Genomic DNA, 23,730 nt, shown 5'->3' with positions numbered 1-23,730 from the left:
CCACGCTGGGACGTCAGGCTGGCGTGAGCGCGCCGGCCTGTTCCTTGAGCAGGTCAACGACCCGGATCGCGGCGGGGTGCTGAGCCGCCGAGTCCTTGACCGCGACCCCGATCCGGCGCGACGGCGCCGGCGCCACGACGGGCACGGCCCGCACGTTCGGGGGCAGCAGCCCGACGGCGAGCGAGGGCATCACCGCCACGCCGACCCCGGCCGCCACGAACGAGATCGCGGTGGCGTACTCGGGTGCCTGCACCCGGAACTGCGGGGTGAAGCCCGCCTCGGCGCACGCGCTCATCGTGACCTGCCGGCAGTACCCGGCATAGGGGTCGCTGTCCACCCAGCGTTCCCCGGCGAGGTCGGCCAGCGGGACCTGCCCGACCGCGACCGCCGGGTGCGTCCTAGGCAGGATGGCGACGTAGTCGTCGCGCATCAGCGGGTGCACCCGGTAGCCGCCGAGCACCGCGTCGTACTGCTCGTCCACCACGATCTCCACGTCCGCACCGGCGGTGTTCGTACCGCCCACGTCGTTCAGGCCAAGGTCCACCCGCAGCTCGGGGAACTCCTGCACCAGGGCCGCCACCACGGTGGGGATCCAGGCGGTGCCGGCGCTGCTGAAGTAGCCGAGGGACAGCGTGCCCACCCGGCCTGCGCGCAGGTCCGCGACCAGCGACTCCATCCCGCTCAGCGAGGCCATCACGTGCTCGGCCTCGGCGGCCAGGGCCCGCCCGGCCGCGGTCAGGTTGATGCCACGGCCGGCCCGTTCGGTCAGGCGCAGGCCGGTCTCGCGTTGCAGCGCGGTCACGTGCTGGCTGATCGCGGACGGGCTGTAGCCGAGCAGGGCGGCGGCGGCGCTGACCGAGCCGGTGGCCGCGACGGATCGCAGGATGCGCAGGCGGTGGATGTCCAGCATGCTCGCGATACTACAGTGCTGCTTACGAGTGGTACAGGAAGCCGTGCTTGTCCTTACGGGTCGTGCGTCGCAGGATGGTGCCCATGGTCGCCTCCCCCACCACGCGCACCGGTTCGGAACGTGCCCGCCCGACGGCGCCCCGTGCCTCGATCCCTCGGCTCGCCCTGGTCGCCGCGGGAGTCACCGCCCTGCTGTGGGGTTCGGCGTTCGTAGTGATCCGCGGGGTGGGCGCGGAGTTCGCGCCCGGCCCGATGGCGCTGGCCAGGGTGGGCGTGGCGGCATTGGCGCTGACCCCGTTGGCGCTGCGCGCCGGGGGCCTGCGCGGCCTGCCACGGGGCCGGGTGCTGCTGCTCGTTGGCCTCTACGGCGCACTCTGGTTCGGCGGCTACAACCTGGTACTGAACACTGCGGAACGCTCCATCGACGCCGGCACGGCCGCGATGCTGGTGAACACGGCGCCGATCCTGATCGCGGTCGGAGCCGGCGTGTTCCTCGGCGAGGGGTTCCCACGCCCGGTGCTGATCGGGACGGTGGTGGCGTTCGCCGGGGTGGCGCTGATGTCCCTGAGTGGGCGTGGGGCCGGCGGACTGGACCCGGCCGGCCTGGGCCTGGCGTTGCTGGCGGCGCTGCTGTACGCCGTGTCCGTGCTGATCCAGAAGGTGCTGCTGCGTGACCTGGACGGGCTGCGGGCCACCTGGCTGGGCGCGCTGGTGGGCACGATCGTGCTGCTCCCGTTCGCGCCGGCGCTGCTGGCCGCGCTGCCCACCACCCCCGGCGGCGCCGTGGCCGGGACCGTCTACCTCGGCCTGTTCCCGACCGCCGTCGCGTTCCTCACCTGGGCCTACGCGCTGCGGCGCCTGCCCGCCGGACGCGCCGCCCTGGTGGGATACGTGGCCACGCTCTGCTCGGTGCTGCTGTCCTGGGCGTTCCTCGGCGAGGTGCCCACCGCCGTGGTGCTCGCCGGTGGGGTGCTGTGCCTGGCCGGTGTGGCGCTGACCAGGTTGCCGGCCCGGTCCGCGCGCGTCCCCGAGCCCGGTGGGACGGCCTCGCGGCCCTAGCGCTTGCGCTTCTCCCGGACCCGCACGCTGATCTCGATCGGGGTGCCCTCGAACCCGAACGTCTCCCGCAGCCGACGCTCGATGAACCGCCGGTAGGCGGGGTCGAGGAACCCGCTCGCGAACACCACGAACCGCGGCGGACGGGTGCTCGCCTGGGTGGCGAACAGGATCCGGGGCTGCTTGCCACCGCGCACGGGGTGCGGGTGCGCCGCAGTCAGTTCGCCGAGGAACGCGTTGAGACGCCCGGTCGGGATGCGGGTGTCCCAGGAGGCCAGTGCCGTGTCCAGGGCGCGGGTGAGCCGGTCCACGTGCCAGCGGGTCTTCGCGGAGAAGTTCACGCGCGGCGCCCACTGCACCTGGACGAGTTGCTGCTCGATCTCGCGCTCGAGGAACGGGCGCCGGTCGGAGTCCATCAGGTCCCACTTGTTGTAGGCGATCACGAGGGCCCGGCCGGCGTCGATGACCTGCTGCACCACACGGATGTCCTGCTCGGTCATCGGGGTGCTCGCGTCGACGAGCACGACGGCGACCTCCGCCTTCTCCAGCGCACCCTGGGTGCGCAGGGAGGCGTAGAAGTCGGCGCCGGAGGTCTGGTGCACGCGGCGCCGGATACCGGCGGTGTCCACGAACCACCAGGCCCGGTCCCCCATCGTGACGAGTTCGTCCACCGGGTCGCGCGTGGTGCCGGCGACGCTGTCCACGACCACTCGGTCCGTGCGCGTGATCGCGTTCAGCAGCGAGGACTTGCCCACGTTCGGCCGGCCGATCAGGGCGACCCGGCGTGGACCGCCCTCGGGGATCCGGGTGCCGACCTCGGAGACCTCCGGCAGGAGCGCCATGGCGGCGTCGAGCAGGTCGCCCGCCCCGCGCCCGTGCAGCGCCGAGACCACGAACGGCTCGCCGAGGCCGAGGGACCACAGCATCGCCGCGTCGGCCTCGCCGCGCTGGTCGTCAACCTTGTTCGCGACCAGGATGGTCGGCTTGTTCGCCCGACGGAGCAGGTTCACGACGTAGGAGTCGGTGTCCGTGGGGCCGACGGTGGCGTCCACCACGAACAGCACTGCGTCGGCGAGCTCGATCGCGATCTCCGCCTGGTCGGCTACGCGGGAGGCGAGCCCCTTGACGTCACGTTCCCAGCCGCCGGTGTCCACCAGGGTGAAGTTCCGTCCGGCCCAGTCGGCCGCGTAGCTGACGCGGTCCCGGGTGACGCCAGGAACGTCCTGGACCACGGCCTCACGGCGGCCGAGGATCCGGTTCACCAGGGTCGACTTGCCGACGTTCGGGCGCCCGATGACCGCAAGCACGGGCAACGGTCCCTTGGCACCTGAGTCGACACCGTCGCCCTCGCCCTGTTCGAGCAGACTGAGGTCGGTCTCGTCCAGGTCGTAGTCGGACAGCCCGGCCCGGAGCGCGTCGGCGCGCTGGACATCGTCGGTCGTGTCGGCCACGTCGTAACGCTCGTCGCGCTCCTCGGCCGCCGCCGCGTCGAAGTCGTCGACGGCGGCGCGCGGGAGGTCGGCGGGGCCTGACGGGTCGTTCTGCTGCTCGTTCACCCGCCCATTGTTCCCGCTCGACGCCCGATGACCTAACGCGCCGCCGTGTCCGCCGCCCTCGCGCGCCGTCAGTGGTTGCGCAGGGCGTCGATGAGCTCGGACTTCCTCATCCTCGAGCGGCCCCCGATTCCGATCTCCTTCGCGCGCTCACGCAGCTCGGGGACGGTCCGGTCCTCGTAGTCCTCGGCCCTGCCGCCGCGCTTGCCCACCGTGGACCGGGACGAGGATGCCGCCTCGTTCGCGATCCGGGCGGACTTCTCCTTCGAGTTGCCCTCGTCACGCAGCTTCTCGTAGAGCTCGGGGTCCTTCACGCTCGGTCCGGGACTCTTCCTGCCAGGCATGCCTGCTCCCTCCGCAGCCGCCCGCGCGGTGCGCGTCTCGCCCCGCCGGGTCACTACAGCGTGCGCCCGCCGCGGCTCGGGCGCATCCGGGGACCTCAGATCTCGGTGCTCCCCGGCAGTTCCACGCCGGTCAGCTCCGACGCCGCGTGGACGTGCTCGCTCATCCGGGTCTGAATGGTCTCCATCGCCTCGGCCACGGCCTTGCGGCCCTTCCCGGTGGCCGGGTCGGCCGCGACGAACGGCTCCCCGAACACCACGTGCAACCGGGTCCGGAAGAACGGGATGTGCCCGGGCTTCTTGCCGGTGGGCCGGCTGCCAAGGATCGCCGCCGGCACGACCGGGGCACCCGAGTGCACCGCCAGCCAGGCGATCCCGGCCTTGGTCTCCTTGACGTCACCGCGCCCGCGGGTGCCCTCGGGGAACACCCCGACGAGCCGGTCCTCCTTGAGCAGCGCGAGCGCCGTCTGCAGGGCGGCCCGGCCGTTCTTGCGGTCCACCGGGATCTGACCCGCGCCGCGCATCAGGAAGCCGATGATCCCGGAGAACATCTCCTCCTTGATGATGATGTGCGAGCTGCGCGGGATGACGCCGTGCAGCAGCGGCCCGTCGATGACGCCGGTGTGGTTCGCCGCGATCAGCAGCCGCCCGGTCCGCGGGATGTGCTCGGCCCCGATGACCGTCGTGTTCCAGAACACGTGGGCGAGCATCCAGCCCACTCGGCGCGACCACACCGGGCCCCAGCGCCGGATGTCGTCCGGGGTGACGATCTGACCGGGCGAACCGGCCGGCTTCGCGGACCTGGCGGCGCCGGCGTCCTTCGGCTCCGTCATCGGGCCTCCTCCTCGATCGTGGCCAGTGCCCGGGTGACGATGCCACGCACGGTGTCCACGGACTCCTCAAGGGTCATCGTGGAGGTGTCCACGGTCAGGACACCGTCCGCAGCGGTGGTGAAGTTGGAGACGGTGGAGTCGTCCGCGTCGCGGCGCACCACCTGGTCCCGGGTGGCCTCAAGTGCGGCCGAGTCCGTGGTGCCGTGCAGTTCCTTGGCGCGGCGGGCGAGCCGGGCCGCCTCGTCGGCGAGGAGCAGGATCCGCACCTGCGCGTCCGGGGCAACCACCGTGGTGATGTCCCGTCCCTCGGCGACGATGCCGCGGCCGCCGGAGAACCCGTCCGGGCGCTGCTCGGCGGCGATCGCGGCACGCTGGCGGTCCTGCAGCTGCGCGCGCACGTCCAGGTTCGTGGCGACCGCGCTGACCATCGTGGAGATCTCGGTGCTGCGGATCACGATGCTCACGTCCTCGCCGCCGACGGCGAAGCTCGGCTCGCGCGGGTCCGTACCGATCTGCAGGGGTAGCTCACGCACCTGCGCGGCGACGGCCGCGGTGTCGGCCAGGTCGATGCCCTCGCGCACGCACCACCACGCGGCGGCCCGGTACATGGCGCCGGTGTCGAGGTAGGCGAGGCCGAACTCGGCGGCGATCCGCCGGCTGATCGTGGACTTGCCGGTGCCGGACGGTCCGTCGATCGCCACCACCAGCGCCGTCACGGCGCCACCACGCGCCAGCCCCGCTCCTCCAACGCCACCTCGAGCGTCGTAGCCGACGCCGGGATCACCGACACGATCGCCATCCCCACTCTCTGCCTGGTCGCATGTTCCATCTGGAAGTCCTCGATGTTGACGCCGATCTCGCCGATCTCGGTGAACAGCCGACCGAGCTCACCCGGCTCGTCGGGTACCAGCACCGTGACCTCGCTGTACCGCTTGCGCAGACCGCCGTGCTTGCCGGGGATCCGCGCGGCGCCGTCGTTGCCGGCGGAGATCACGCCGGCCATGCCGGCGATCGCGCCGAGTGCGAGCGGCCCGTCGACGGCGGCCCGGTCCAGGGCCTCGAGCAGCCCGTCCAGGTCGTCACGGACACCACGCAGGTGCGTACCCACGGCTGCGGCGTTCCCGGTCAGGATCGCCGACCACAGCCGCGGGTCGCTCGCCGCGATCCGGGTGACGTCGCGCAGGCCCTGGCCGGCCAGGCCGAGCGCCGCCTCCGGTGCCTCGACCAGCCGCCCGGCGGTGAGGGAGGCCATCAGCTGCGGCAGGTGGGAGACCAGGGCCACCGCGTCGTCGTGCTCGGCCGGAGTCATCTGCACCGGGCCGGCGCCGAGGTCCACGGCCAGGGACCGCACGGCGAGCAGCGCCTGGGGGTCCAGGCCCGCACGGGTGGTGATCACCCAGGGCCGTCCGACGAACAGGTCCGCGGAGGCCGCCCCGGCCCCGGAGCGCTCCCGGCCGGCCATCGGGTGCGACCCGACGTAGCGGCTCAGGTCGAGGGAGGCCATCGCGGCGAGCTCGGCGAGGATGACCGACTTCACGCTCGCGACGTCCGTCACGACGGCGCCCGGGTACGCCCGCAGCTCGGCGGCCACCACCCGCGCGGCGACGTCGGGCGGCACGGCCACGACGACGAGCGTGGGGACCGCGTCCTCGGTCCGTGCGATCGCGCCGGCACCCACATCCCGGGCCAGGGCCTGCGCCGTCGGCGAAGCGTCCGAGAGCGTGACCGGGACCCCCTGCGCGGACAGGCCGAGCCCGATGCTGGCACCGAGCAGCCCAGCGCCGACGATCCGGACCGGACCGTGGGTCGCAGCGACGTTGCTCGGCTCGGCGTTCACGAGGGCTCACCCTACCGTCGGCGGTGGCCACCCAAGCGCATCAGCGGTGCGACCGGCTCGGCAGCCGGTCCAGGTCCGCGTACCGGCCGTCGGCCTCGGACCAGTCCAGGTCGCGGCCATGCGGATCCGCCGTGCCAAGGACGCGGTCGTCGAGGCTGAGCACGAAGCGGCCGTCGGCGTCGGGGACACCTGCCAGGCCGAGGTCACGGGTCACCTGGGCGCCCTCCAGGCCGAGCCGGCGCACGTCCAGCCCGGCCAGCACCCCGGCGAGCTCGGCGCGTGCGTCGGCGTCCAGGTAGGCGACGGCGGCGCTGTGCAGCACCACGACCGTCGCCCCGGGTGCCTGCCCGTGCAGGTGGTCGACGGCGGCCGGTACGTCGCCCGGGAAGAGTCCGGTCCGGATCGGGGGTGGGTCGGCGGCGGCCGCCGCCAGGGCAGCGTGCAGCCGTTCGGCCCGTTCGGTGTGCTCCGGCCAGATCAGGCACTCCAGCCAGCGCTGCTGGTCCGGGTCGGCGGCGTCGATCGGGTTCGCGTCGAGGCCGAGGCGGGCGACCACGTCCGGCATCACGGTCGGCAGCGGCGCCGGCCCGCTGACCCGGGCGCCGACGCCCACCTGCTCGGGTGCACCGGAGCCGAGCCGCGCCACGCTCCCGTCGGGCCGGGTCCAGAAGTAGGACCAGCGGTCCGGGAGCAGGCACAACCCGGCGCTCGCCCCGAGCTCGAGCAGGGCCACCGGGCCGGGCACGAGCGCGAGGGCGGGCAGCATCACCGCGCAGCGGGCCACCTCGTTCGTCTGGGTGGCGTGGGAGAGCATGAAGCAGCGCAGGTCCTCGGCGCGGTCCTCGACGAAGGCGAGGGCCGCCGTCGGCTCCTCGACGGGCACCCCGAACCAGCGCAGTGCGCCGAGCAGCAGGTTCGGCTGGCGTTTGTGGCGCGGCAGCGACGCAAGCACGGCGAGCGCCGGCGCCGACTCGGCGATCGCGAGGCAGAGTGCCTCGTAGATGGGCGAGGAACTGCGGGCCTCGAGCCGCGCGAACCGGCGGTACAGGCCGGCGGTGTCCGGCGCCTGCGTCTCCACGTGCCTGGCTACATGCCGACCGCGGACATCAGGGACCCGAGCTCGCGTCCCTCGATGACCCGGGTTCGCCCGACCTTGAGGTGGCCGAGGCGGATCGGGCCGATCTGGGTGCGGGAGAGCTTGACCACGGGGTGGCCGACCTCCTCGAACAGTCGCCGCACGATGTGGTTGCGGCCCTCGTGCAGCACGACCTCGACGATGGAGGCACCGGGGGTGGTCTCGAGCACCTTGAAGGAGTCGACCTTCACGGGGCCGTCCTCGAGTTCCACGCCGTCCATGAGCTGGCGGCCAAGGCCCCGAGCGACCCGGCCGTCGACCTCGGCCAGGTAGGTCTTGGCGACCTCGTAGGAGGGGTGGGTGAGCCGGTGCGCGAGCTCGCCGTCGTTCGTGAGCAGGATCAGGCCCTCGGTCTCGGCGTCGAGGCGGCCGACGTGGAACATCCGCTCGGTGCGGTCCGCCACGAACTGGGCGAGGTCGGGGCGGCCCTGCTCGTCGCGCATGCTCGAGTAGACACCGAAGGGCTTGTTCAGCGCGATGGTGACGACGCTGTCGTCGAGCTGCACGCGGTCCCCGTCCACGTGGATGACGGCGGTCGTCGGGTCCACCCGGACGCCGAGCTCGCGCACCTGGACACCGTCGACGGTGACCCGGCCGGCGGTGATGATGTCCTCGCAGGCCCGGCGGGAGCCGAGGCCGGCGCCGGCGAGCACCTTCTGGAGGCGGACGCCGTCGGGGTCGTGGACGTCTCTGGGCGGGTTGTTCGGTCGCTGGGATCGGGGGGTCATCGGGTTGCTCCGTCAATGTCGTCGAACGCGTCGATATCGGGCAGGTAGGGGGCGAGTGGCGGGAGGTCCTCCAGCGAGCGGAGCCCGAGCCGCTCGAGGAAGTAGGAACTGGTCCGGTACAGGATCGCCCCGCTCTCGGAGTCGGTACCCGCCTCCTCGATCAGACCACGGGTGAGCAGGGTCCGCACCACCGAGTCCACGTTCACACCGCGGATGGCCGCGATCCGACCGCGGGCCACCGGCTGACGGTACGCGATCACGGCCAGGGTCTCCAACGAGGCCTGGGTGAGCCGGGCCGTCTGCCCGTCCAGCACGAACGCGTCCACGGCAACGGCGAACGCCGGCGCGGAGTAGAACCGCCACCCTCCGGCGACCTCACGCAGCTCGAAGCCGCGTGGCCGGGAGCCGCCGGTGTAGTCGGCGACCAGGTCCGCGAGCGCCTCGGCCACCTCGACCTCGGGGACGGTCAGGACGGTGGCCAGCTGGGCGGCCGCGATCGGGGTCTCGGTGACCATGAGGATCGCCTCGAGCGCCGCGTGCAGCCCGCCCGGGGCGTCCAGGACACCGGCTGCGGCCGGCGCGGCGGGCTCCGTTGCCGAGCCCTCGTCCGCGGGCGGGTCCTGCCCTGCTTGGCCCACCCCGGTGGGCGCCGCCGTGGGCGCGCCGGGGGCCACGCTCGGCTCCGTGGTGAACTCGGTCATCCTTGCTCCTGCTCTCCGGTCGGGTCGGGCGCTCCGGTCGGGTCGGGCTCGTCCTGTGGCACCACGGGCCCGTCCTCGTAGTCGTCCTCGACGGTGACGTCCCCCTCGTCGGCGCCGGTCCAGCGCACGGTCAACTCCCCCAGCGCGTCGGCCTGGTCGAACGCGACGGCGCTCTCCCGGTACAGCTCCAGCAGCGCGAGGAACCGGGCCACGACCACGTTCGTGCCGTCGGCGTCATCGGTGAGGGCCCGGAAGGACAGCGATCCCGACCGGCGCAACCGGTCGACGATGTGGGCCGCCTGCTCCCGGACGCTCACGACCGGGTTGTGCAGGTGGCTGAGGTCCACGCCCGGTGGCGGGGCCTTCGGGGCGAGCGCCGCCGCGGCCAGGGCGGCCAGCTCGGCAGGGCCCACCTGCATGACGAGCTCGGGCAGCAGTGCCGCGAACCGCGCCTCCAGGGCCACGTTGCGCGGGTAGGACCTGCCCATCCGGACCCATTCGGCGTCCAGGTGCCCGGCGACCTCCTTGAACGCCCGGTACTGCAGGAGCCTCGCGAACAGCAGGTCGCGGGCCTCGAGCAGCTCCAGGTCCTCGGCGTCGTCCACCACGCCCCGGGGCAGCAGCCGGGCCGCCTTCAGGTCCAGCAGGGTCGCGGCGATCACGAGGAACTCGCTCGCCTGGGACAGGTCCCACTCCTCCTGCGCGCGGATGTGCGCGATGAAGTCGTCGGTGACGACGGCGAGGGCCACCTCGGTCACGTCCATCTTGTGCTTCGCGATCAGCGAGAGCAGCACGTCGAACGGGCCCGAGAAGTTGACCAGGCTCACCTCGAAGGTGGCCCGCCGCACCGCCTCGTCGGAGGGCGCGTCGCCGGCGAGGGTGTCGTCAGGCGACGTCGCCACGGGAGATGAGTTCGCGGGCGAGCTTGCGGTAGTTGTACGCGCCGGCGTGGTTCGGGGCGTAGGTGGTGATCGGCTCGGTCGCCACGGACGCGTCCGGGAACTTCACCGTCCGGGTGATCACCGTGTCGAACACGGTGTCCCCGAACGCCTCCCGCACCCGGGCCAGCACTTCCCGCGAGTGCAGCGTGCGGGCGTCGTACATGGTCGCCAGGATGCCGTCGGTGTGCAGGCGCGGGTTGAGCCGGTCGCGCACCTTGTCGATCGTCTCGACCAGCAGCGCGACCCCGCGCAGCGCGAAGAACTCGGTCTCGAGCGGGATGATCACGCCGTGCGCGGCGGTCAGCGCGTTCACCGTGAGCAGTCCGAGCGAGGGCTGGCAGTCGATCAGGATGACGTCGTAGTCGTCGGTGATCGGGCGCAGCACCCGGCCGAGGGCCTGCTCGCGAGCCACCTCGTTGACCAGCTGCACCTCGGCCGCGGACAGGTCGATGTTCGCGGGGATCAGGTCCAGGTTCGGCACCCCGGTCTCCCGGATCACCTGGTGCACGTCCGGCTTCGCCGCCATCAGCTCCGTGTAGATGGTGTCGTCGAGTTCGTGGGCGGCGACCCCGAGTCCTGCGGACGCCGCGCCCTGCGGGTCGAAGTCCACGATGAGCACCTTGCGGCCGTACTCGGCCAGCGTTGCACCCAGATTGATCGTGGTGGTGGTCTTGCCCACGCCGCCCTTCTGGTTGCACATCGCGATGATCCGAGCCGGACCGTGACCGTTCAACGGTTGGGGCACCGGGAAGTCGCGTTCGGTCCTGGTGTCGGAGGCTTCGGTACTCACCCCGCCAAACTACTGTCCTGACCGGACATCACCAACTGCGCGCGCCGCACACGTTCGGTTTCCGCGACCCCTACGCTGGCCCGATGACCTTCACCACGCGGGAGCTCGGCCCGGACGACATCGCGGCCAGCCGCCGCCTCGGCGCGGAGGCCTTCGGCATGCCCGCCGGCGGCCTGACCGCCCCACAACCGGTCTCCTACCCGGCCGGGATGCACCTGTGGGGCACGTTCGACGACGACCGGCTCGCCGCCCGGGTCATCGGCCGCGAGTACTCCTCCTGGTGGGACGGCGCCTCGATCCCCACCTGCGGCATCGCCGGCGTCACCGTGGCGGCCGAGTACCGCGGCCGGGGACTGCTCGAGGCCCTGTTCGAGCGGGTGCTGGGCGGGGCCCGCGAGCGCGGCGAGGTCATCTCGACGCTCTTCCCCACGGCACCGGGGATCTACCGCCGGTTCGGCTACGAGCAGATCGGGGCCGCGGACACCGTCGAGGTCCCGACCGCGGCTGCCGCTGCCGTCCGGCCCGGCTCCGGCGTCACCACGCGTCGCGCCGGCGCCGCGGACATCCCTGCCGCGCGTGCCGTCTACGACGCGTGGGCCCCGCTCCAGCGTGGCCCGCTGAGCCGCCGCGGAGTGTCCTTCCCGGCCACCGACACCGAGGTCGTCGACGCATTCACCGGGGTGAGCCTCGCGCAGGACGCGAGCGGCGCCGTCGTCGGCTACGTCAGCTGGACGCGCGGACCGAGCGAGGGCGACCCGCTCGAGGTCGAGGACCTGCTCGCGCTGACCCCGGACGCCTACCGGGAGCTGTGGCGGGTGCTCGGCTCGTTCTCCTCCATCATCGAGACGATCAAGCTGGAGACCTCCGGCGCGGACCCCGCCCGCCTGGTGCTGCCGTCCGCCGCGTGGCGGCAGGTGGACACCGAGGGGTACATGCTCCGTGTCGACGACGTCGCCGGGGCGTTCACGGCCCGCCGCTCGCACGGCTCGGCGCGGGCGCGGTTCGCCGTCGCCGGGGACCGGCTCGCCTCGATGAACGGCGTCTACGACCTGCGGGTCGACGGCGGAGCGGTCGACTGCACGCGGGTGGCGGCCGGTCCGGGCTCGCGCGAGCAGGTCGCGACGTTCACACCGCAGGGGCTTGCCCTGGCGTGGGCCGGCGTGCAGTCCTGCGCGAACCTGCGCCTGGTCGGGCACCTCAGCGGGCCCACCGAGGCCGACCAGGTGATCGACCACGTGTTCGGCCCCGGTCAGGTACACATCCGGGACCACTTCTGACCCGTCCCGACCAGGCTGATTGACAAGTCCCAATCACTCCCGGATCCTGATCGGCATGTCCGAGCCGGACCGAGCGAGCGGCACTGCGAGCGAACCCGTTGAGCCGCTCGAGCCGACAGTGGTGCCCGATGCACCGCAGCGCTCGCTCTGGCGCGACGGGAACTTCCTCACCATGTGGTCGGGGCAGGCTCTCGCGCAGGTCGGCTCGCAGGTCACCGAGCTCGCGCTCCCGGTGCTCGCGGTCCTGCTGCTGCACGCGACCGAGTTCGAGATCGGGCTGCTGAACGCCGCCGGCGTCGCCGCCTTCCTCGTCGTCGGGCTTCCCGCCGGCGCCTGGATCGACCGCATGCGAAAGCGCCGCGTGATGATCTGGGCGGACGCGGTGCGTGCGGCCGCGCTGCTCGCCCTGCCGCTGCTGTGGTGGGCAGACCTGCTCGCGATGTGGCACCTCTACGCCGTCGCGCTCGTGGTCGGTATCGCCACCGTCTTCTTCGACGTCTCCTACCAGAGCATCATCCCTTCGCTCGTGCGAGCGAACCAGATCGCCGAGGCCAACGGGAAGCTCGAGTCCACCCGCGAGCTCGCCAACATCAGCGGGCCGGCGCTGGGCGGCTGGCTCATCGGCCTGATCACGGCGCCCTTCGCGATCCTGGCGACGGTCGGCACCTACATCGCGTCGTTCGTCGCGCTGCTGCTCACGCGCGATCACGAGGTGTCACGCGACGCGGAGGACCGCGGCCCGATCCTGCGCGAGATCGGGGAGGGGCTGCGCTGGGTGTTCGGCAACGGGCTGCTGCGGCGCATCGTCGGCACCACCGGCATCTCGAACTTCTTCAACACGATCTCGTTCACGATGCTGCCGATCTTCCTGCTGCGCGAACTGGGGCTCACGCCCGCCGCGATGGGCGTGATCTTCTCGCTCGGCTCGGTCGGCGGTCTCGCCGGCGCCGTTGCCACGCCGCATATCGTCCGGTGGATCGGCGAAGCGCGGGCGATCCCCGTGAGCGCGATCGCGTTCAGCGCCGTCGCCTGCATGCTGCCGCTCGCCGCGACCTTCCCGGCCGTCGCCTTCCCGCTGCTGGTCGTGCAGGGCTTCATCGGCAGTTTCACCGTGCTGCTCTACAACATCACGCAGGTCACCTTCCGCCAGCGCATCACGCCGCCCCGCCTGCTCGGCCGCATGAACGCCTCCGTGCGCTTCTGCGTGTGGGGCGTGATGCCGATCGCGGCGGTGCTCGCCGGAGCGCTCGGCACCTGGCTGGGCGTCGTGCCGACGATGTGGATCGGCGCGTCGGGGCAGCTGCTTTCTGCGTTGTGCGTCGTGATCGGGCCGTTCTGGTTCATGCGGGCACTGCCCGACGCGCAGCACTGAGCCGCTCGGGCAGGACTGTCACCCATACCGGCGAAGGCACGGATGCACGTCCACCCGGCCCGATGACCAGATCGTCGTCGCGCAGGGCGACGTACGGCTCGTCTCGCCACAGCGCGACGTGCTGCGGCCAGGCACCACCGGCGTCGACCTCCGACTCGAAGGTCAATTCCTCACCCTCGACGTCGAGCAGCCCGAGCGTGCCGGCGCCACGATTGGCGACGAACACCCGGCCCGTGTGGGCAACGACGATCTCGCCTGGATGCGTCAGTGGTCCACCGCCGTCGCGCGCCGAGGCGAAGCCCTTCCGACTGGCCGGCTGCACCCGCCACCGCGCCGCACCGGCCAACACGTCGTCGAGCGGTGCCGAAAGCACCTCGTTCGACAGTTCGGCGCTGACCACCAGGTTCGCGTCGTGGATCGCGAGGTGTCGCGGCCCGGACCCGGGCGGGGTCGCACACGTGCCGACCTGGACGAGCACGCCGGCGTCCCAACGGAGCAGTCGGAGCGTGTCGCAGCCGAGGTCGGAGACCACGACCCGCTCGCCGGTGACGAGCGCGAAATGCGGGTGCGGTGCGTCCTGACGGTCCGGCACCACCCCGGCGCCGGGCTCGTCGAACACGATCCGCTGCACGATGCGAGGGCTGCCGATCAACGCGACCACGAGCACCGAACCCTCGAGGTGGTAGTTGACGACCACCAGGTGCTCACCGTCGGGCAGCAGCGCCGCGTGGCAGGGCTCGCCGCCCTGCGTCGCGAGCTCCGTCGCGACGGTGTACCGGGCTCCGCTGCGCTCGAGGATGCGCAGGTGCCCGTCCTCCTCGCCGCCGAGGGTGGCGATCCGACCGTCCGGGAGCGGGAGCACGAACGCCGTGTCCGGTGCGTCCGCGACCTGCTCCGCCGGGCCGGTGCCGCCGTCCCAGCGCCACAGTCCGCCGGTCGGTGTCCGTGCGGCGATCAGGAACTGGCCGGCGTATCGCGCACCGCTGTGGGGTGCGCCCTGTCCTTGTCCGTTGGCCATGGCCGACTACGGTAGCCGCAGGTGAGCCGGCTCCGTTGCGGCACCTCGGTCGATGGCACGAGACGAAGGAAGACGACATGAAGTCAGCCACCTCCAGTTCCGGGCGCCCGGGTCGAGATCGCAGTCGTGCGGTCGCGGACCGATGATGGCGCAGTCACTCGACCTGGCCGAGCTCGGCACCCTGCCGCCGGACCCGCTGAGCAAGATCAGCGGACCGGGCTTCGACGACGTCGCCCGCGTCGACCTGGCCTCGACCACGCCACCGCTCGCAGCACTCACGACGCCGTACCTGACGATCGACTCCACCGCCGTCTCGGAGAACGTCGCAGCACTGCAGCGCTGGTGCGACGACCGTGGCTACCTGTTGGCGCCGCACGGCAAGACGACGATGGCGCCACAGCTGTGGTCGCGACAGCTCCAGGCCGGCGCCTGGGGCATCACGGTGGCGACCCAGGCGCAGCTGCGGGTTGCGCTCACGTTCGGCGTGCGGCGGATCCTGCTCGCGAACCCGCTCGCATCTGCCGCCGGAGGCGAGCGAGCCAGGGCCGCATTACGTCGCGACCCGCACCGCGAGATCCTGTCGTGGGTGGACAGCGAGGCCGCCGTCGAGGCCCTGGCCTCCCGGACCGGACCCGAGCTGCCGGTCCTGCTCGACATCGGACGCCCGGGCGGGCGGACCGGAGTACGTGACGTCCAGGAGGCACACGCCGTTGCCGCCCGGGTACGAGCAACCCCGGGTGTGCGGCTCGCCGGCTCGGCCGCGTACGAAGGGGCCATCGGCGGCGATCCGAGCCGCAGCGACCTCGCGGCGTTCACGACGCACGTCCTCCAGGTGCATCGGGAGGTCGTGCTGCCGCTCGTCGGGGCGCAGGCGTACCTGACCATCGGCGGGAGCGACCACCTCGCCGAGGTCGCCGACGGGTTGGCGGAGCTGTCTGCCGCGGACGGCGCGGTGTTGATCCGTTCCGGCGTCAGCGTCGCCCACGACGACTGGCACTACCGCCACGCGCAGGACGCGGCGCCGCCGAGCGCACCGCGGTTCCGGCCCGCGCTGAGGTTGGTGGCGACGGTTCTCGCGGTGCACGATGGCGGCGTCGCCCTGCTCGATGTGGGGCGGCGTGACGCCGGGCACGACAACGGGCTGCCCGTCCCGGTCGAGCTGTGGCGCGACGGCCGGGTGCGCGACGTCGTCGCCGATCCCGCGGAGGTGGCGGCGATGAACGATCAGCATGCGTTCGTCCCGGCGGGCACCTTCGCGACACAGCCGGCGGTCGGCGACCTCGTCGTCCTCGGTGTCTCCCACCCGTGCACGACCTTCGACAAGTGGCGCGACATCGTCGAGATCACCGGCCGGTTGACACCCGACTCCGTGGCCGTGGGGCTCGTGCGCACCTACTTCTGAGCCGCGTCCCCAATCGTGTTGACCCTCCCCCAGGGGCAGGGCCAACACTGGGGTCATGACCGAGACGGACCACTTCACCATCGGCGAGTTCGCGCGCCGGACCGGCCTGTCCCTGAAGGCGCTGCGAGGGTACGACGAGTCCGGCCTGTTGGTGCCCGCCTCGGTGGACCCCTACACGGGCTACCGCTACTACTCCCCCGCCCAGGAGCCGACGGCCCGGCGGATCTCCCTGCTGCGCCGCCTCGACATGCCGCTGGCCAGGGTCCGGGCGATCCTGGCAGCGCAGAACCCGGCGGCCGCCACCGATGACCTGATCGCGTGGTGGACCGAGCAGGAGCACGCGCTCGCCACCCGGCGTGGCACCGTGGAGTACCTCGTCGAGCAGTGGCGCGACGGCGCCACCTCCCCCGCGTTCGACGTCGCCGCCCGGACCGTCCCCGAACGCCTGCTGGCCTCGATCACCACCCACGTGCTGCAGACCGAACTCATGGGGACGCTCAACGACTCGGTGCGGCGCATCCGTGACCACCTGGGCACCCAGGAGGCCACCTTCGGCGACGAATGGTGGGCCATCTTCCACGGCGTGGTCTCCCCGGACAGCGACGGCCCCATCGAGGTGTGCGTGCCGTACGAGGGCACCGCCGGCCCGTCCGGTCCGATCGTGATCCGCCTCGAGCCGGCGCGTACGGAGGCTGCCACCACGATCACCCGGGCCCAGTGCGCCTACCCCCAGATCCTGCATGCCTACGACGCCGTCGGGCGCTGGGCCCGTGCGCACGGGACGGTGACCGGGCCTCCGCGCGAGGTCTACCCGACGCCCTGGCCCGACGCACCGTCCGCGCCCGCCGCCCAGATCGCCCTGCCCTACCGAGAGGATCACCGATGAGCACTGCACCACAGACCGAGGCAAGGCTGCCCGCACCGCCGCCGGACGCCGTCGCCCGCTACGCCCGGCACTCCCGGTACAGCGACCCCGGGCCCCACGCCGACCTGCTGCGGGCCGTGAACCCGACCATCGCCGACGTCTCCGCGGCCGCGCGGAACCTGATCGCGCACTACCGGGGTGAACAGGCCCAGCTGCCCGAGTCCACCCGCGGTGACATCGACCTGCGCTGGCTCGCCGACCAGCTCGCCACCGACCAGGCCCGGCACGGCCTGCCGCTGAGCGCACCCCGGGCCCTGCCCGAGCGGCTCCAGGGCTGCTGCCGGGACCACTCCCTGTTCAGCGTCGGGGTGCTGCGCGAGCACGGCGTGCCGGCCCGGACCCGGATCGGGTTCGCCGACTACTTCCGGGCCGGGTTCCACCACGATCACGTGGTCGTCGAGGTGTTCGACGGCGGACGCTGGGTCCGCTTCGACCCCGAGTTGGACGTCGGTTACGCGCCCGGGTTCCGCCCCACCTTCGACGTCACCGACATCCCGACCGGCCTGGGTACCCCGTTCGAGACGGCCGCCCAGGTGTGGCTCGCCCACCGCGCCGGCACGATCGACGCGGACACCTACGGCGTGGACCCGACGCTCCCGCTCCGTGGCCCGGTGTTCGTGGCCGAGTACGTGGTCTTCGAGGCGGCCCACCGGCACCGCGACGAGCTGCTCCTGTGGGACATCTGGGGGCTCCTCAGCGAGGGTCCGCCGCCCGGCGATGTCGATGGTCTCGCGCCCTTCCTCGACCGGATCGACCGGGTGGCCTCGCTGCTCGTGGCGGCCGACGAAGAAGAGGCGAACGGCGTACACGGTGGACCGGCGGCCGTCGAGCTGGAGGAGCTGTACCGCACCGAGACCCTGCTGCACCCGGGGACCGAGATCCACACGGCCGACCCGTTCCACCCCGATGCCCCGCTCCGGGTCACGGCACTGCGCTGACCGGACCCGCAGCGCGGTCGTCAACGCCCGAGCGCGTGCTCCAGGCCGTCCAGGAACGCCGACACCGGGCCGAGGGTGAACAGGCCCGTTCCGGCTCCGGCCTGCTCGTGGCATGCAGGGCCGAGGGCCGCCTGGGCACGCCGCATCGCGGGCCGGTCCCCGACGGCGATCGCGGCGTGGGCGGTCAGGCACCACATCGCCTCGAGCAGGTGGTCCGGCGGCGGGTCCGGCAGGTCGCGAGCGCGGCCGCTGCCGCGGCGCGGTCCAGGGACACGAGCCCGGCCCGACGCGCGTCACGTACCCGTTGACGGGCCTGGGCCGCAGCATCCTGGTACCCCTGGCCGCCGTCTGCGACTGGACCGCCGCTCACTTCGAGGACCTGATCGATGCCCGTGAGCGCTACGAGGGCGCCCCCGCGGTGCGGACCCGATCCGTCGGCTGACGAACCTGCGCCGGCGAGGGCCGGGGTATCAGCCCCGAGCGCGCGGGTGCGCTGCGGCGTACACCTCGCGCAGCGTGTCCGGGGTGACCAGGGTGTAGATCTGCGTGGTCGTCACCGAGGCATGCCCGAGCAGCTCCTGCACCACCCGGACGTCGGCCCCGCCGGCGAGCAGGTGGGTGGCGTAGGAGTGGCGCAGGGTGTGCGGGGAGATGTGCGCGGTGACTCCCCCGCGCTCGGCCGCGGTCTGCAGCACCGCCCACGCGCTCTGCCTGCTGAGCGGGTTGCCCCGCTGGTTCAGGAACGCCGTCGGCGTGCCCCGCCCGGACTGGGCGAGCACCGGCCTGGCCCGCACCAGGTAGGCCTCCAGCGCCTCGACGGCGAACCGTCCCATCGGGACGATCCGCTCCTTGCGACCCTTGCCGAACAGCCGCACCGACGGTGCCGCGTGGTCCAGGTCCAGATCGTCGATGGCCAGTCCGACGGCCTCGCTGATCCGGGCGCCGGTGCCGTAGAGCACCTCCACCAGGGCCCGGTCCCGCAGACCGAGCACGCCCTCCGCGGCCGAGGCCCCGGTCAGGAGCCGGTCCACCTCGTCGGTGGAGATCGCCTTCGGCAGGCGCTTCGCGCCGCTCGGCGGGCGGACGGCCGCTGCCGGGTCATGGTCGGTACGTCCCTCGAGGGCCTCGAAGCGGTGCCAGCCGCGCACCGCCACCACCGCCCGGGACGTCGATGACGCCGAGAGCGAGCTGCCGCCGTCGGACCCGGCGCGCAGCGCCTCGACGTACGCGCCGACGTCCGCCTCGGTGACCTCGGCGAACGAGGTCCGCCCGAGCGAGCCCAGGAACGCCGCGTACCTCAGCAGGTCCCGCCGGTAGGCGGCGAGGGTGTGCACGGAGAGGCCGCGTTCGATGCCGAGGTGCGCGAGGTACTCGCGCAGTTGCCCGCCGTAGGGAGCAGACTCGTCGGCCGGCATCGGGTCAGAACGGCAGGAACGGGTCGATCGAGAGCGCCACGAACACGAGGGTCAGGTACGTGATCGAGCCGTGGAACACCTTCATGGCGCCCAGCTTGCGAGTGGTGCCGGCAACCGCCCGGCGGTACAGGTTGATGCACAGGATCAGGAACCAGCCTCCGGCGGCGACCGCGGCCACCGTGTAGAGCAGGCCCATCTGGGCGACCGGGATCAGCGCGAGGGAGCAGGCGATCATCGCGACCGTGTAGCCGATCATCTGACGGGCCACCCGGGTGTCCGCGCTGACCACGGGCAGCATCGGCACCCCGGCCGCGGCGTAGTCCTTCTTGAACTTCATCGACAGCGGCCAGTAGTGCGGCGGCGTCCAGAAGAAGATGATCCCGAACAGCAGGAACGGCGCCCAGTCCAGGGAACCGGTGACCGCGGCCCAGCCGATCAGGACCGGCATGCAACCCGCGGCCCCACCCCAGACGATGTTCTGGGAGGTGTGTCGCTTCAGCAGGATCGTGTATCCGACCGAGTACATGAGGTTCGCGGCGAACGCGAGGCCGGCGGCCACCCAGTTCACGGCGAGGCCGAGCCACAGGACCGAGAACACCCCGAGGGCGATCCCGAAGATCAGCGCGCCCGTCGGGCTCACCGCGCCGGTGACCAGCGGCCGCTTCTTCGTGCGGTTCATCAGCGCGTCGATGTCGCGGTCGTAGTACATGTTCAGCGTGTTCGCGGAGCCGGCCGCCGCGGTGCCGCCGACGAGGGTCGCGATGATCAGCCACCAGGACGGGAACCCGCCCTGGGCCAGGATCATGGTCGGCACGGTGGTGATCAGGAGCAGCTCGATGATCCGTGGCTTGGTGAGCGCGATGTAGGCCCCGACCTTCGCTCGCCATCCCGACCGCGCGGATCCGGCGAGGGCCGGCCCACCATGGAACGAGGAGGAGGCGCCGTCGGACCGGTCGTTCGGCACGGTCCGGTCAGGCCGATCTGGCACGGTCACGGGGCGGTGGTCAGCCACTGGGTCAACATCTCCGGATCATCATGCGCCGAACGACGGCGCCATCGGGCGGGCACGACCCGCCTTCGCCAGTGTAGGGCGCGGTGAGGCAAATGCGGGCAACCACGTGCCCTCCGGCCGAATATGAGTAGGGTCGGGACCAGCGTCGGACCGCTGTGCGCGGACCGCCTCCCGAACCCGCAACAGATCCCATTCGCGCCCGCACGCACGCGGACGCAGGAAGAGAAGGCTCAGTGAACGCGCAAGCCCCGAAGTCGGACACCGTCGGTTGGAACGAACTCGACCACAAGGCCGTCGACACCGTCCGAGTCCTCGCCGCTGACGCCGTCGAGAAGGTCGGCAACGGTCACCCCGGCACCGCGATCAGCCTCGCCCCGCTGGCGTACCTGCTGTACCAGAACGAGATGACGATCGACCCGAGCGACCCGGACTGGCTGGGCCGGGACCGGTTCGTGCTGTCCGCCGGACACTCCTCGATCACCCAGTACATCCAGCTCTACCTGTCCGGATACGGCCTCGAGCTCGAGGACCTCGAGTCGCTGCGTACCTGGGGATCGCTGACCCCCGGGCACCCCGAGTGGGGTCACACCAAGGGCGTCGAGACCACCACCGGCCCGCTCGGCCAGGGTGTCGCGACCGCCGTCGGGATCGCCATGGCACAGCGCCGCGTCCGCGGCCTGCTGGACCCGGACGCCGCTCCCGGTGAGTCGCCCTTCGACCACCGCGTGTATGTCATCGCCTCCGACGGCGACCTGCAGGAGGGCGTCAGCGGCGAGGCCTCCTCGCTGGCCGGCACCCAGAACCTCGGCAACCTCGTGGTCGTCTGGGACGACAACCACATCTCGATCGAGGGCGACACCGACATCGCGTTCACCGAGGACGTCGTGGCCCGCTACGACGCCTACGGGTGGAACACGATCCGGGTCGACTGGACCCAGGCCGACGGCAGCTACCGCGAGGACGTCGATGCCCTGAACGCCGCGCTCGCGCAGGCGCGCACGGTCACCGACAGGCCGACGTTCATCGCGCTGCGTACCATCATCGCGTGGCCCTCCCCCGGCAAGCAGGGCTCGCACTCCGCACACGGCTCCAAGCTGGGCGGCGACGAGGTCAAGGCGCTCAAGGAGATCGTCGGGTTCGACCCGGAGAAGTCCTTCGACGTGGACGCGGAGGTGCTCGCGCACACCCGTGAGGTCGTCGAGCGCGGCGCCAAGGCGCACGCCGAGTGGGATGCGGCACTGGCCACCTGGTCGGCCGCGAACCCCGAGCGGGCCGCCCTGCTGGCCCGACTCCAGGCGCGCGAGCTACCGGACGGCTGGGCGCAGGCCCTGCCCACGTTCGAGGCCGGCAAGGACGTGGCCACCCGCGCCGCGTCCGGAAGCGTCCTCAGCGCCCTCGCCCCCGTGCTGCCAGAGCTGTGGGGCGGCAGCGCCGACCTGGCCGGTTCCAACAACACCACGATGAAGGGCGAGCCGTCCTTCATTCCGGTCGAACGCTCGACCGAGGAGTTCTCCGGCACGCCGTACGGGCGCACGCTGCACTTCGGGATCCGCGAGCACGCGATGGGCGCGATCGTCAACGGCATCGCCGTCGACGGCCTGACCCGTGCCTACGGCGGCACGTTCTTCACCTTCAGCGACTACATGCGCGGCGCGGTCCGCCTCGCCGCCCTGATGAAGGCGCCGTCGATCTACGTGTGGACGCACGACTCGATCGGCCTCGGTGAGGACGGTCCCACGCACCAGCCGGTGGAGCACCTCGCCGCGGTGCGCGCGATCCCGGGCCTTGCCCTGGTCCGCCCCGCCGACGCCAACGAGACCGCGCAGGCCTGGAAGGCCATCCTGGAGCGCCGCGACGGCCCGGCCGGGATCGTCCTGACCCGGCAGAACGTGCCCACCTTCCCGCGTGGCACCGACGGCTTCGCCGAGGCCGACGGCGTCGCGAAGGGTGCGTACGTACTGCTGGAGTCCTCCACGGACACGCCGGAGGTCATCCTGATCGCGACCGGCTCCGAGGTGCAGATCGCCGTGACCGCCCGGGAGCAGCTCGAGGCGAAGGGGGTGGGCACCCGGGTGGTGTCCGCGCCGAGCCTCGAGTGGTTCGAGGAGCAGGACGCCGACTACCGGGAGTCCGTGCTGCCCCGCGCGGTGCGGGCCCGGGTCAGCGTCGAGGCCGGCATCGCGCTGTCCTGGTACAAGTACCTGGGCGACGCCGGACGCGCCGTGTCCCTCGAGCACTACGGCGCCTCCGCCGACTACAAGGTCCTGTTCGCCGAGTTCGGCATCACCGCGGAGGCGACCGTCGCCGCGGCCGAGGAATCGATCGCCGCAGCCACGGCCTGAGCCTGGATGCCGACGGCGGCCGCGTGCCGCCGTCGGCACCATCGACCGCAACGAGGGAGACCACGATGACCCAACCGTCCGCGACCACCGCCAACGCCCTGACCGCCATCAGCGAGGCCGGGGTGTCCGTCTGGCTCGACGACCTGTCCCGCGAGGCCCTGACCTCCGGCGCGCTGCAGAACCTCATCGACACCCGGTCCGTGGTGGGCGTCACCACGAACCCGACGATCTTCGCCAAGGCCATCGCCGAGGGGAACGCCTACGACGAGCAGCTGCGCGAGCTCGCCGCCGCCGGCACGTCCCTCGATGACGCGGTCCTGACCCTGACCACCGACGACGTGCGCAACGCGTGTGACCTCTTCGCCGGCATCCACGCCGCCACCGGCGGCCAGGACGGGCGCGTCTCGATCGAGGTCGACCCGCGCCTGGCCCGCCAGACGGAGGCCACCATCGCCTCCGCGCACACGCTGTGGGACACCGTCGACCGGCCGAACCTGTTCGTCAAGATCCCCGCGACGGTGGAGGGTCTGCCGGCCATCACCGCTGCGATCGCGGCCGGCATCAGCGTCAACGTCACCCTGGTGTTCAGCCTGGACCGGTTCCGTGCCGTGGCGCAGGCCTACATCGACGGGCTGGAGCTGGCGCACCAGGCGGGCAAGGACCTGTCCGCCATCCGCTCGGTCTCCTCGCTGTTCCTGTCCCGCATCGACACGCAGGTCGACAAGGCGCTCGCCGAGATCGGCACCGAGGAGGCGCTCGCGCTCCGGGGCAAGGCCGCGATCGCGAACGCCCGACTGGCCTACGAGGTGTACGAGGAGGTGTTCTCCACCCCCAGGTACGAGGCGCTGGCGGCCGCGGGTGCGCACACCCAGCGCCCGCTGTGGGCCTCCACCGGCACCAAGGACCCCGCGTACCCGGACACGATGTACGTCGACGAGCTCGTCGTGGCCGACGTCGTGAACACGATGCCCGCCAAGACCCTCGAGGCGGTCGCCGACCACTCACCGGCCGACGGCACCGACACCGTGCACGGCACGTTCGAGGAATCCCGCCAGATACTGGACACCATCGAGCGTCTCGGTGTCCCGTACGGCAAGATCCTGGAGGGTCTGGAGGACTCCGGCGTCGACTCGTTCGAGAAGAGCTGGGCGGAGCTGCTGGGGGACGTCACCGACGGCCTCGCGGCCGCCGGCTCCTGACCTGAC

Annotated in this window: 24 protein-coding genes; 9 read left to right on the top strand and 15 right to left on the bottom strand. The window is 72.3% G+C overall.

Annotated features, from left to right (window positions below; translation table 11 throughout):
* Positions 1 to 13 precede the first annotated feature (13 nt).
* Positions 14 to 910, bottom strand: a complete 897-nt coding sequence (locus tag GKS42_RS11535) for a LysR family transcriptional regulator (RefSeq protein ID WP_154793948.1) — start codon at positions 908 to 910, stop codon at positions 14 to 16.
* An 83-nt stretch (positions 911 to 993) separates the two neighbouring features.
* Between GKS42_RS11535 and GKS42_RS11530 the strand changes: the two genes are divergently transcribed.
* Positions 994 to 1,968 carry a DMT family transporter gene (locus GKS42_RS11530; protein WP_154793947.1) on the top strand — a complete coding sequence of 325 codons (975 nt, stop codon included), beginning with the start codon at positions 994 to 996 and terminating at the stop codon, positions 1,966 to 1,968.
* On the opposite strand, the gene der is transcribed toward GKS42_RS11530, so the two are convergent.
* From der to GKS42_RS11480, 10 genes are all read right to left on the bottom strand, one after another.
* Entirely contained in the window at positions 1,965 to 3,416 is a 1,452-nt protein-coding gene (gene der, locus GKS42_RS11525) for a ribosome biogenesis GTPase Der (protein WP_232848096.1), read from the bottom strand. The genes GKS42_RS11530 and der overlap by 4 nt on opposite strands.
* Before the next feature lie 173 nt (positions 3,417 to 3,589).
* On the bottom strand, positions 3,590 to 3,862 hold the full coding sequence (locus tag GKS42_RS11520; protein WP_154793945.1) for a DUF7218 family protein: 273 nt from the start codon (positions 3,860 to 3,862) through the stop codon (positions 3,590 to 3,592).
* 95 nt (positions 3,863 to 3,957) lie between these two features.
* Entirely contained in the window at positions 3,958 to 4,692 is a 735-nt protein-coding gene (locus tag GKS42_RS11515; protein ID WP_154793944.1) for a lysophospholipid acyltransferase family protein, read from the bottom strand.
* Entirely contained in the window at positions 4,689 to 5,408 is a 720-nt protein-coding gene (gene cmk / locus GKS42_RS11510) for a (d)CMP kinase (protein WP_154793943.1), read from the bottom strand. The genes GKS42_RS11515 and cmk overlap by 4 nt, the downstream gene beginning before the upstream one ends.
* Positions 5,405 to 6,529, bottom strand: a complete 1,125-nt coding sequence (locus GKS42_RS11505; RefSeq protein WP_154793942.1) for a prephenate dehydrogenase — start codon at positions 6,527 to 6,529, stop codon at positions 5,405 to 5,407. The genes cmk and GKS42_RS11505 overlap by 4 nt, the downstream gene beginning before the upstream one ends.
* 40 nt (positions 6,530 to 6,569) lie before the next feature.
* Positions 6,570 to 7,607 carry a DUF2332 domain-containing protein gene (locus tag GKS42_RS11500; RefSeq protein ID WP_154793941.1) on the bottom strand — a complete coding sequence of 346 codons (1,038 nt, stop codon included), beginning with the start codon at positions 7,605 to 7,607 and terminating at the stop codon, positions 6,570 to 6,572.
* Between the two features lie 8 nt (positions 7,608 to 7,615).
* A complete protein-coding gene (locus GKS42_RS11495; RefSeq protein WP_154793940.1) occupies positions 7,616 to 8,392 on the bottom strand; it encodes a pseudouridine synthase in 777 nt (258 codons plus the stop codon).
* Positions 8,389 to 9,093, bottom strand: coding sequence for an SMC-Scp complex subunit ScpB (gene scpB, locus GKS42_RS11490; protein WP_154793939.1), 705 nt, complete (start codon positions 9,091 to 9,093; stop codon positions 8,389 to 8,391). Before scpB ends, GKS42_RS11495 begins: the two co-directional genes overlap by 4 nt.
* Positions 9,090 to 9,995: a segregation and condensation protein A gene (locus GKS42_RS11485; protein WP_154793938.1), complete on the bottom strand. Its 906-nt coding sequence runs from the start codon at positions 9,993 to 9,995 to the stop codon at positions 9,090 to 9,092. Before GKS42_RS11485 ends, scpB begins: the two co-directional genes overlap by 4 nt.
* On the bottom strand, positions 9,979 to 10,824 hold the full coding sequence (locus tag GKS42_RS11480) for a ParA family protein (RefSeq protein WP_231955727.1): 846 nt from the start codon (positions 10,822 to 10,824) through the stop codon (positions 9,979 to 9,981). Before GKS42_RS11480 ends, GKS42_RS11485 begins: the two co-directional genes overlap by 17 nt.
* An 83-nt stretch (positions 10,825 to 10,907) precedes the next feature.
* On the opposite strand from GKS42_RS11480, the gene GKS42_RS11475 reads away from it, so the two are divergent.
* On the top strand, positions 10,908 to 12,101 hold the full coding sequence (locus GKS42_RS11475; protein ID WP_154793937.1) for a GNAT family N-acetyltransferase: 1,194 nt from the start codon (positions 10,908 to 10,910) through the stop codon (positions 12,099 to 12,101).
* 55 nt (positions 12,102 to 12,156) lie between these two features.
* The gene (locus tag GKS42_RS11470) at positions 12,157 to 13,473 is read left to right on the top strand and encodes an MFS transporter (protein WP_154793936.1); all 1,317 of its coding nucleotides are present in this window, start codon (positions 12,157 to 12,159) and stop codon (positions 13,471 to 13,473) included.
* Here the strand turns inward: GKS42_RS11470 and GKS42_RS11465 are convergent.
* Positions 13,442 to 14,491, bottom strand: coding sequence for a lactonase family protein (locus GKS42_RS11465; RefSeq protein ID WP_154793935.1), 1,050 nt, complete (start codon positions 14,489 to 14,491; stop codon positions 13,442 to 13,444). The genes GKS42_RS11470 and GKS42_RS11465 overlap by 32 nt on opposite strands.
* Before the next feature lie 145 nt (positions 14,492 to 14,636).
* Between GKS42_RS11465 and GKS42_RS11460 the strand changes: the two genes are divergently transcribed.
* From GKS42_RS11460 to GKS42_RS11450, 3 genes are read left to right on the top strand one after another with little or no spacing between them, the layout of a single operon-like run.
* Entirely contained in the window at positions 14,637 to 15,893 is a 1,257-nt protein-coding gene (locus tag GKS42_RS11460) for an alanine racemase (protein ID WP_168217812.1), read from the top strand.
* Positions 15,894 to 15,948: 55 nt separating this feature from the next.
* Positions 15,949 to 16,779: a MerR family transcriptional regulator gene (locus GKS42_RS11455; RefSeq protein ID WP_154793933.1), complete on the top strand. Its 831-nt coding sequence runs from the start codon at positions 15,949 to 15,951 to the stop codon at positions 16,777 to 16,779.
* Positions 16,776 to 17,756, top strand: coding sequence for a transglutaminase-like domain-containing protein (locus GKS42_RS11450; RefSeq protein WP_154793932.1), 981 nt, complete (start codon positions 16,776 to 16,778; stop codon positions 17,754 to 17,756). The genes GKS42_RS11455 and GKS42_RS11450 overlap by 4 nt, the downstream gene beginning before the upstream one ends.
* Positions 17,757 to 17,776: 20 nt before the next feature.
* Here the strand turns inward: GKS42_RS11450 and GKS42_RS11445 are convergent, their stop codons facing one another.
* Positions 17,777 to 17,953, bottom strand: coding sequence for a hypothetical protein (locus tag GKS42_RS11445; protein WP_154793931.1), 177 nt, complete (start codon positions 17,951 to 17,953; stop codon positions 17,777 to 17,779).
* A 107-nt stretch (positions 17,954 to 18,060) separates the two neighbouring features.
* Here GKS42_RS11445 and GKS42_RS11440 point away from each other — a divergent pair, with 107 nt between their 5' ends.
* Entirely contained in the window at positions 18,061 to 18,198 is a 138-nt protein-coding gene (locus GKS42_RS11440) for a hypothetical protein (RefSeq protein ID WP_154793930.1), read from the top strand.
* A gap of 28 nt (positions 18,199 to 18,226) precedes the next feature.
* Here GKS42_RS11440 and GKS42_RS11435 read toward each other — a convergent pair whose 3' ends face one another.
* Both GKS42_RS11435 and GKS42_RS11430 read right to left on the bottom strand, forming a co-directional pair.
* Positions 18,227 to 19,171 (bottom strand): site-specific tyrosine recombinase XerD, encoded by a 945-nt coding sequence (locus tag GKS42_RS11435; RefSeq protein WP_154793929.1) that lies wholly within the window; start codon positions 19,169 to 19,171, stop codon positions 18,227 to 18,229.
* A 4-nt stretch (positions 19,172 to 19,175) separates the two neighbouring features.
* Positions 19,176 to 20,165 carry a heme o synthase gene (locus tag GKS42_RS11430; RefSeq protein ID WP_290368056.1) on the bottom strand — a complete coding sequence of 330 codons (990 nt, stop codon included), beginning with the start codon at positions 20,163 to 20,165 and terminating at the stop codon, positions 19,176 to 19,178.
* A 251-nt stretch (positions 20,166 to 20,416) separates the two neighbouring features.
* On the opposite strand from GKS42_RS11430, the gene tkt reads away from it, so the two are divergent.
* Both tkt and tal read left to right on the top strand, forming a co-directional pair.
* Positions 20,417 to 22,525 (top strand): transketolase, encoded by a 2,109-nt coding sequence (gene tkt, locus GKS42_RS11425; protein ID WP_154793928.1) that lies wholly within the window; start codon positions 20,417 to 20,419, stop codon positions 22,523 to 22,525.
* 65 nt (positions 22,526 to 22,590) lie between these two features.
* Complete coding sequence (tal, locus tag GKS42_RS11420) at positions 22,591 to 23,724, top strand: transaldolase (RefSeq protein WP_154793927.1); 1,134 nt, start codon at positions 22,591 to 22,593, stop codon at positions 23,722 to 23,724.
* Positions 23,725 to 23,730 lie beyond the last annotated feature (6 nt).

This window comes from Occultella kanbiaonis (assembly GCF_009708215.1).
GTDB lineage: Bacteria > Actinomycetota > Actinomycetes > Actinomycetales > Beutenbergiaceae > Occultella > Occultella kanbiaonis.
This window is presented reverse-complemented; position numbering and strand designations above follow the sequence as displayed.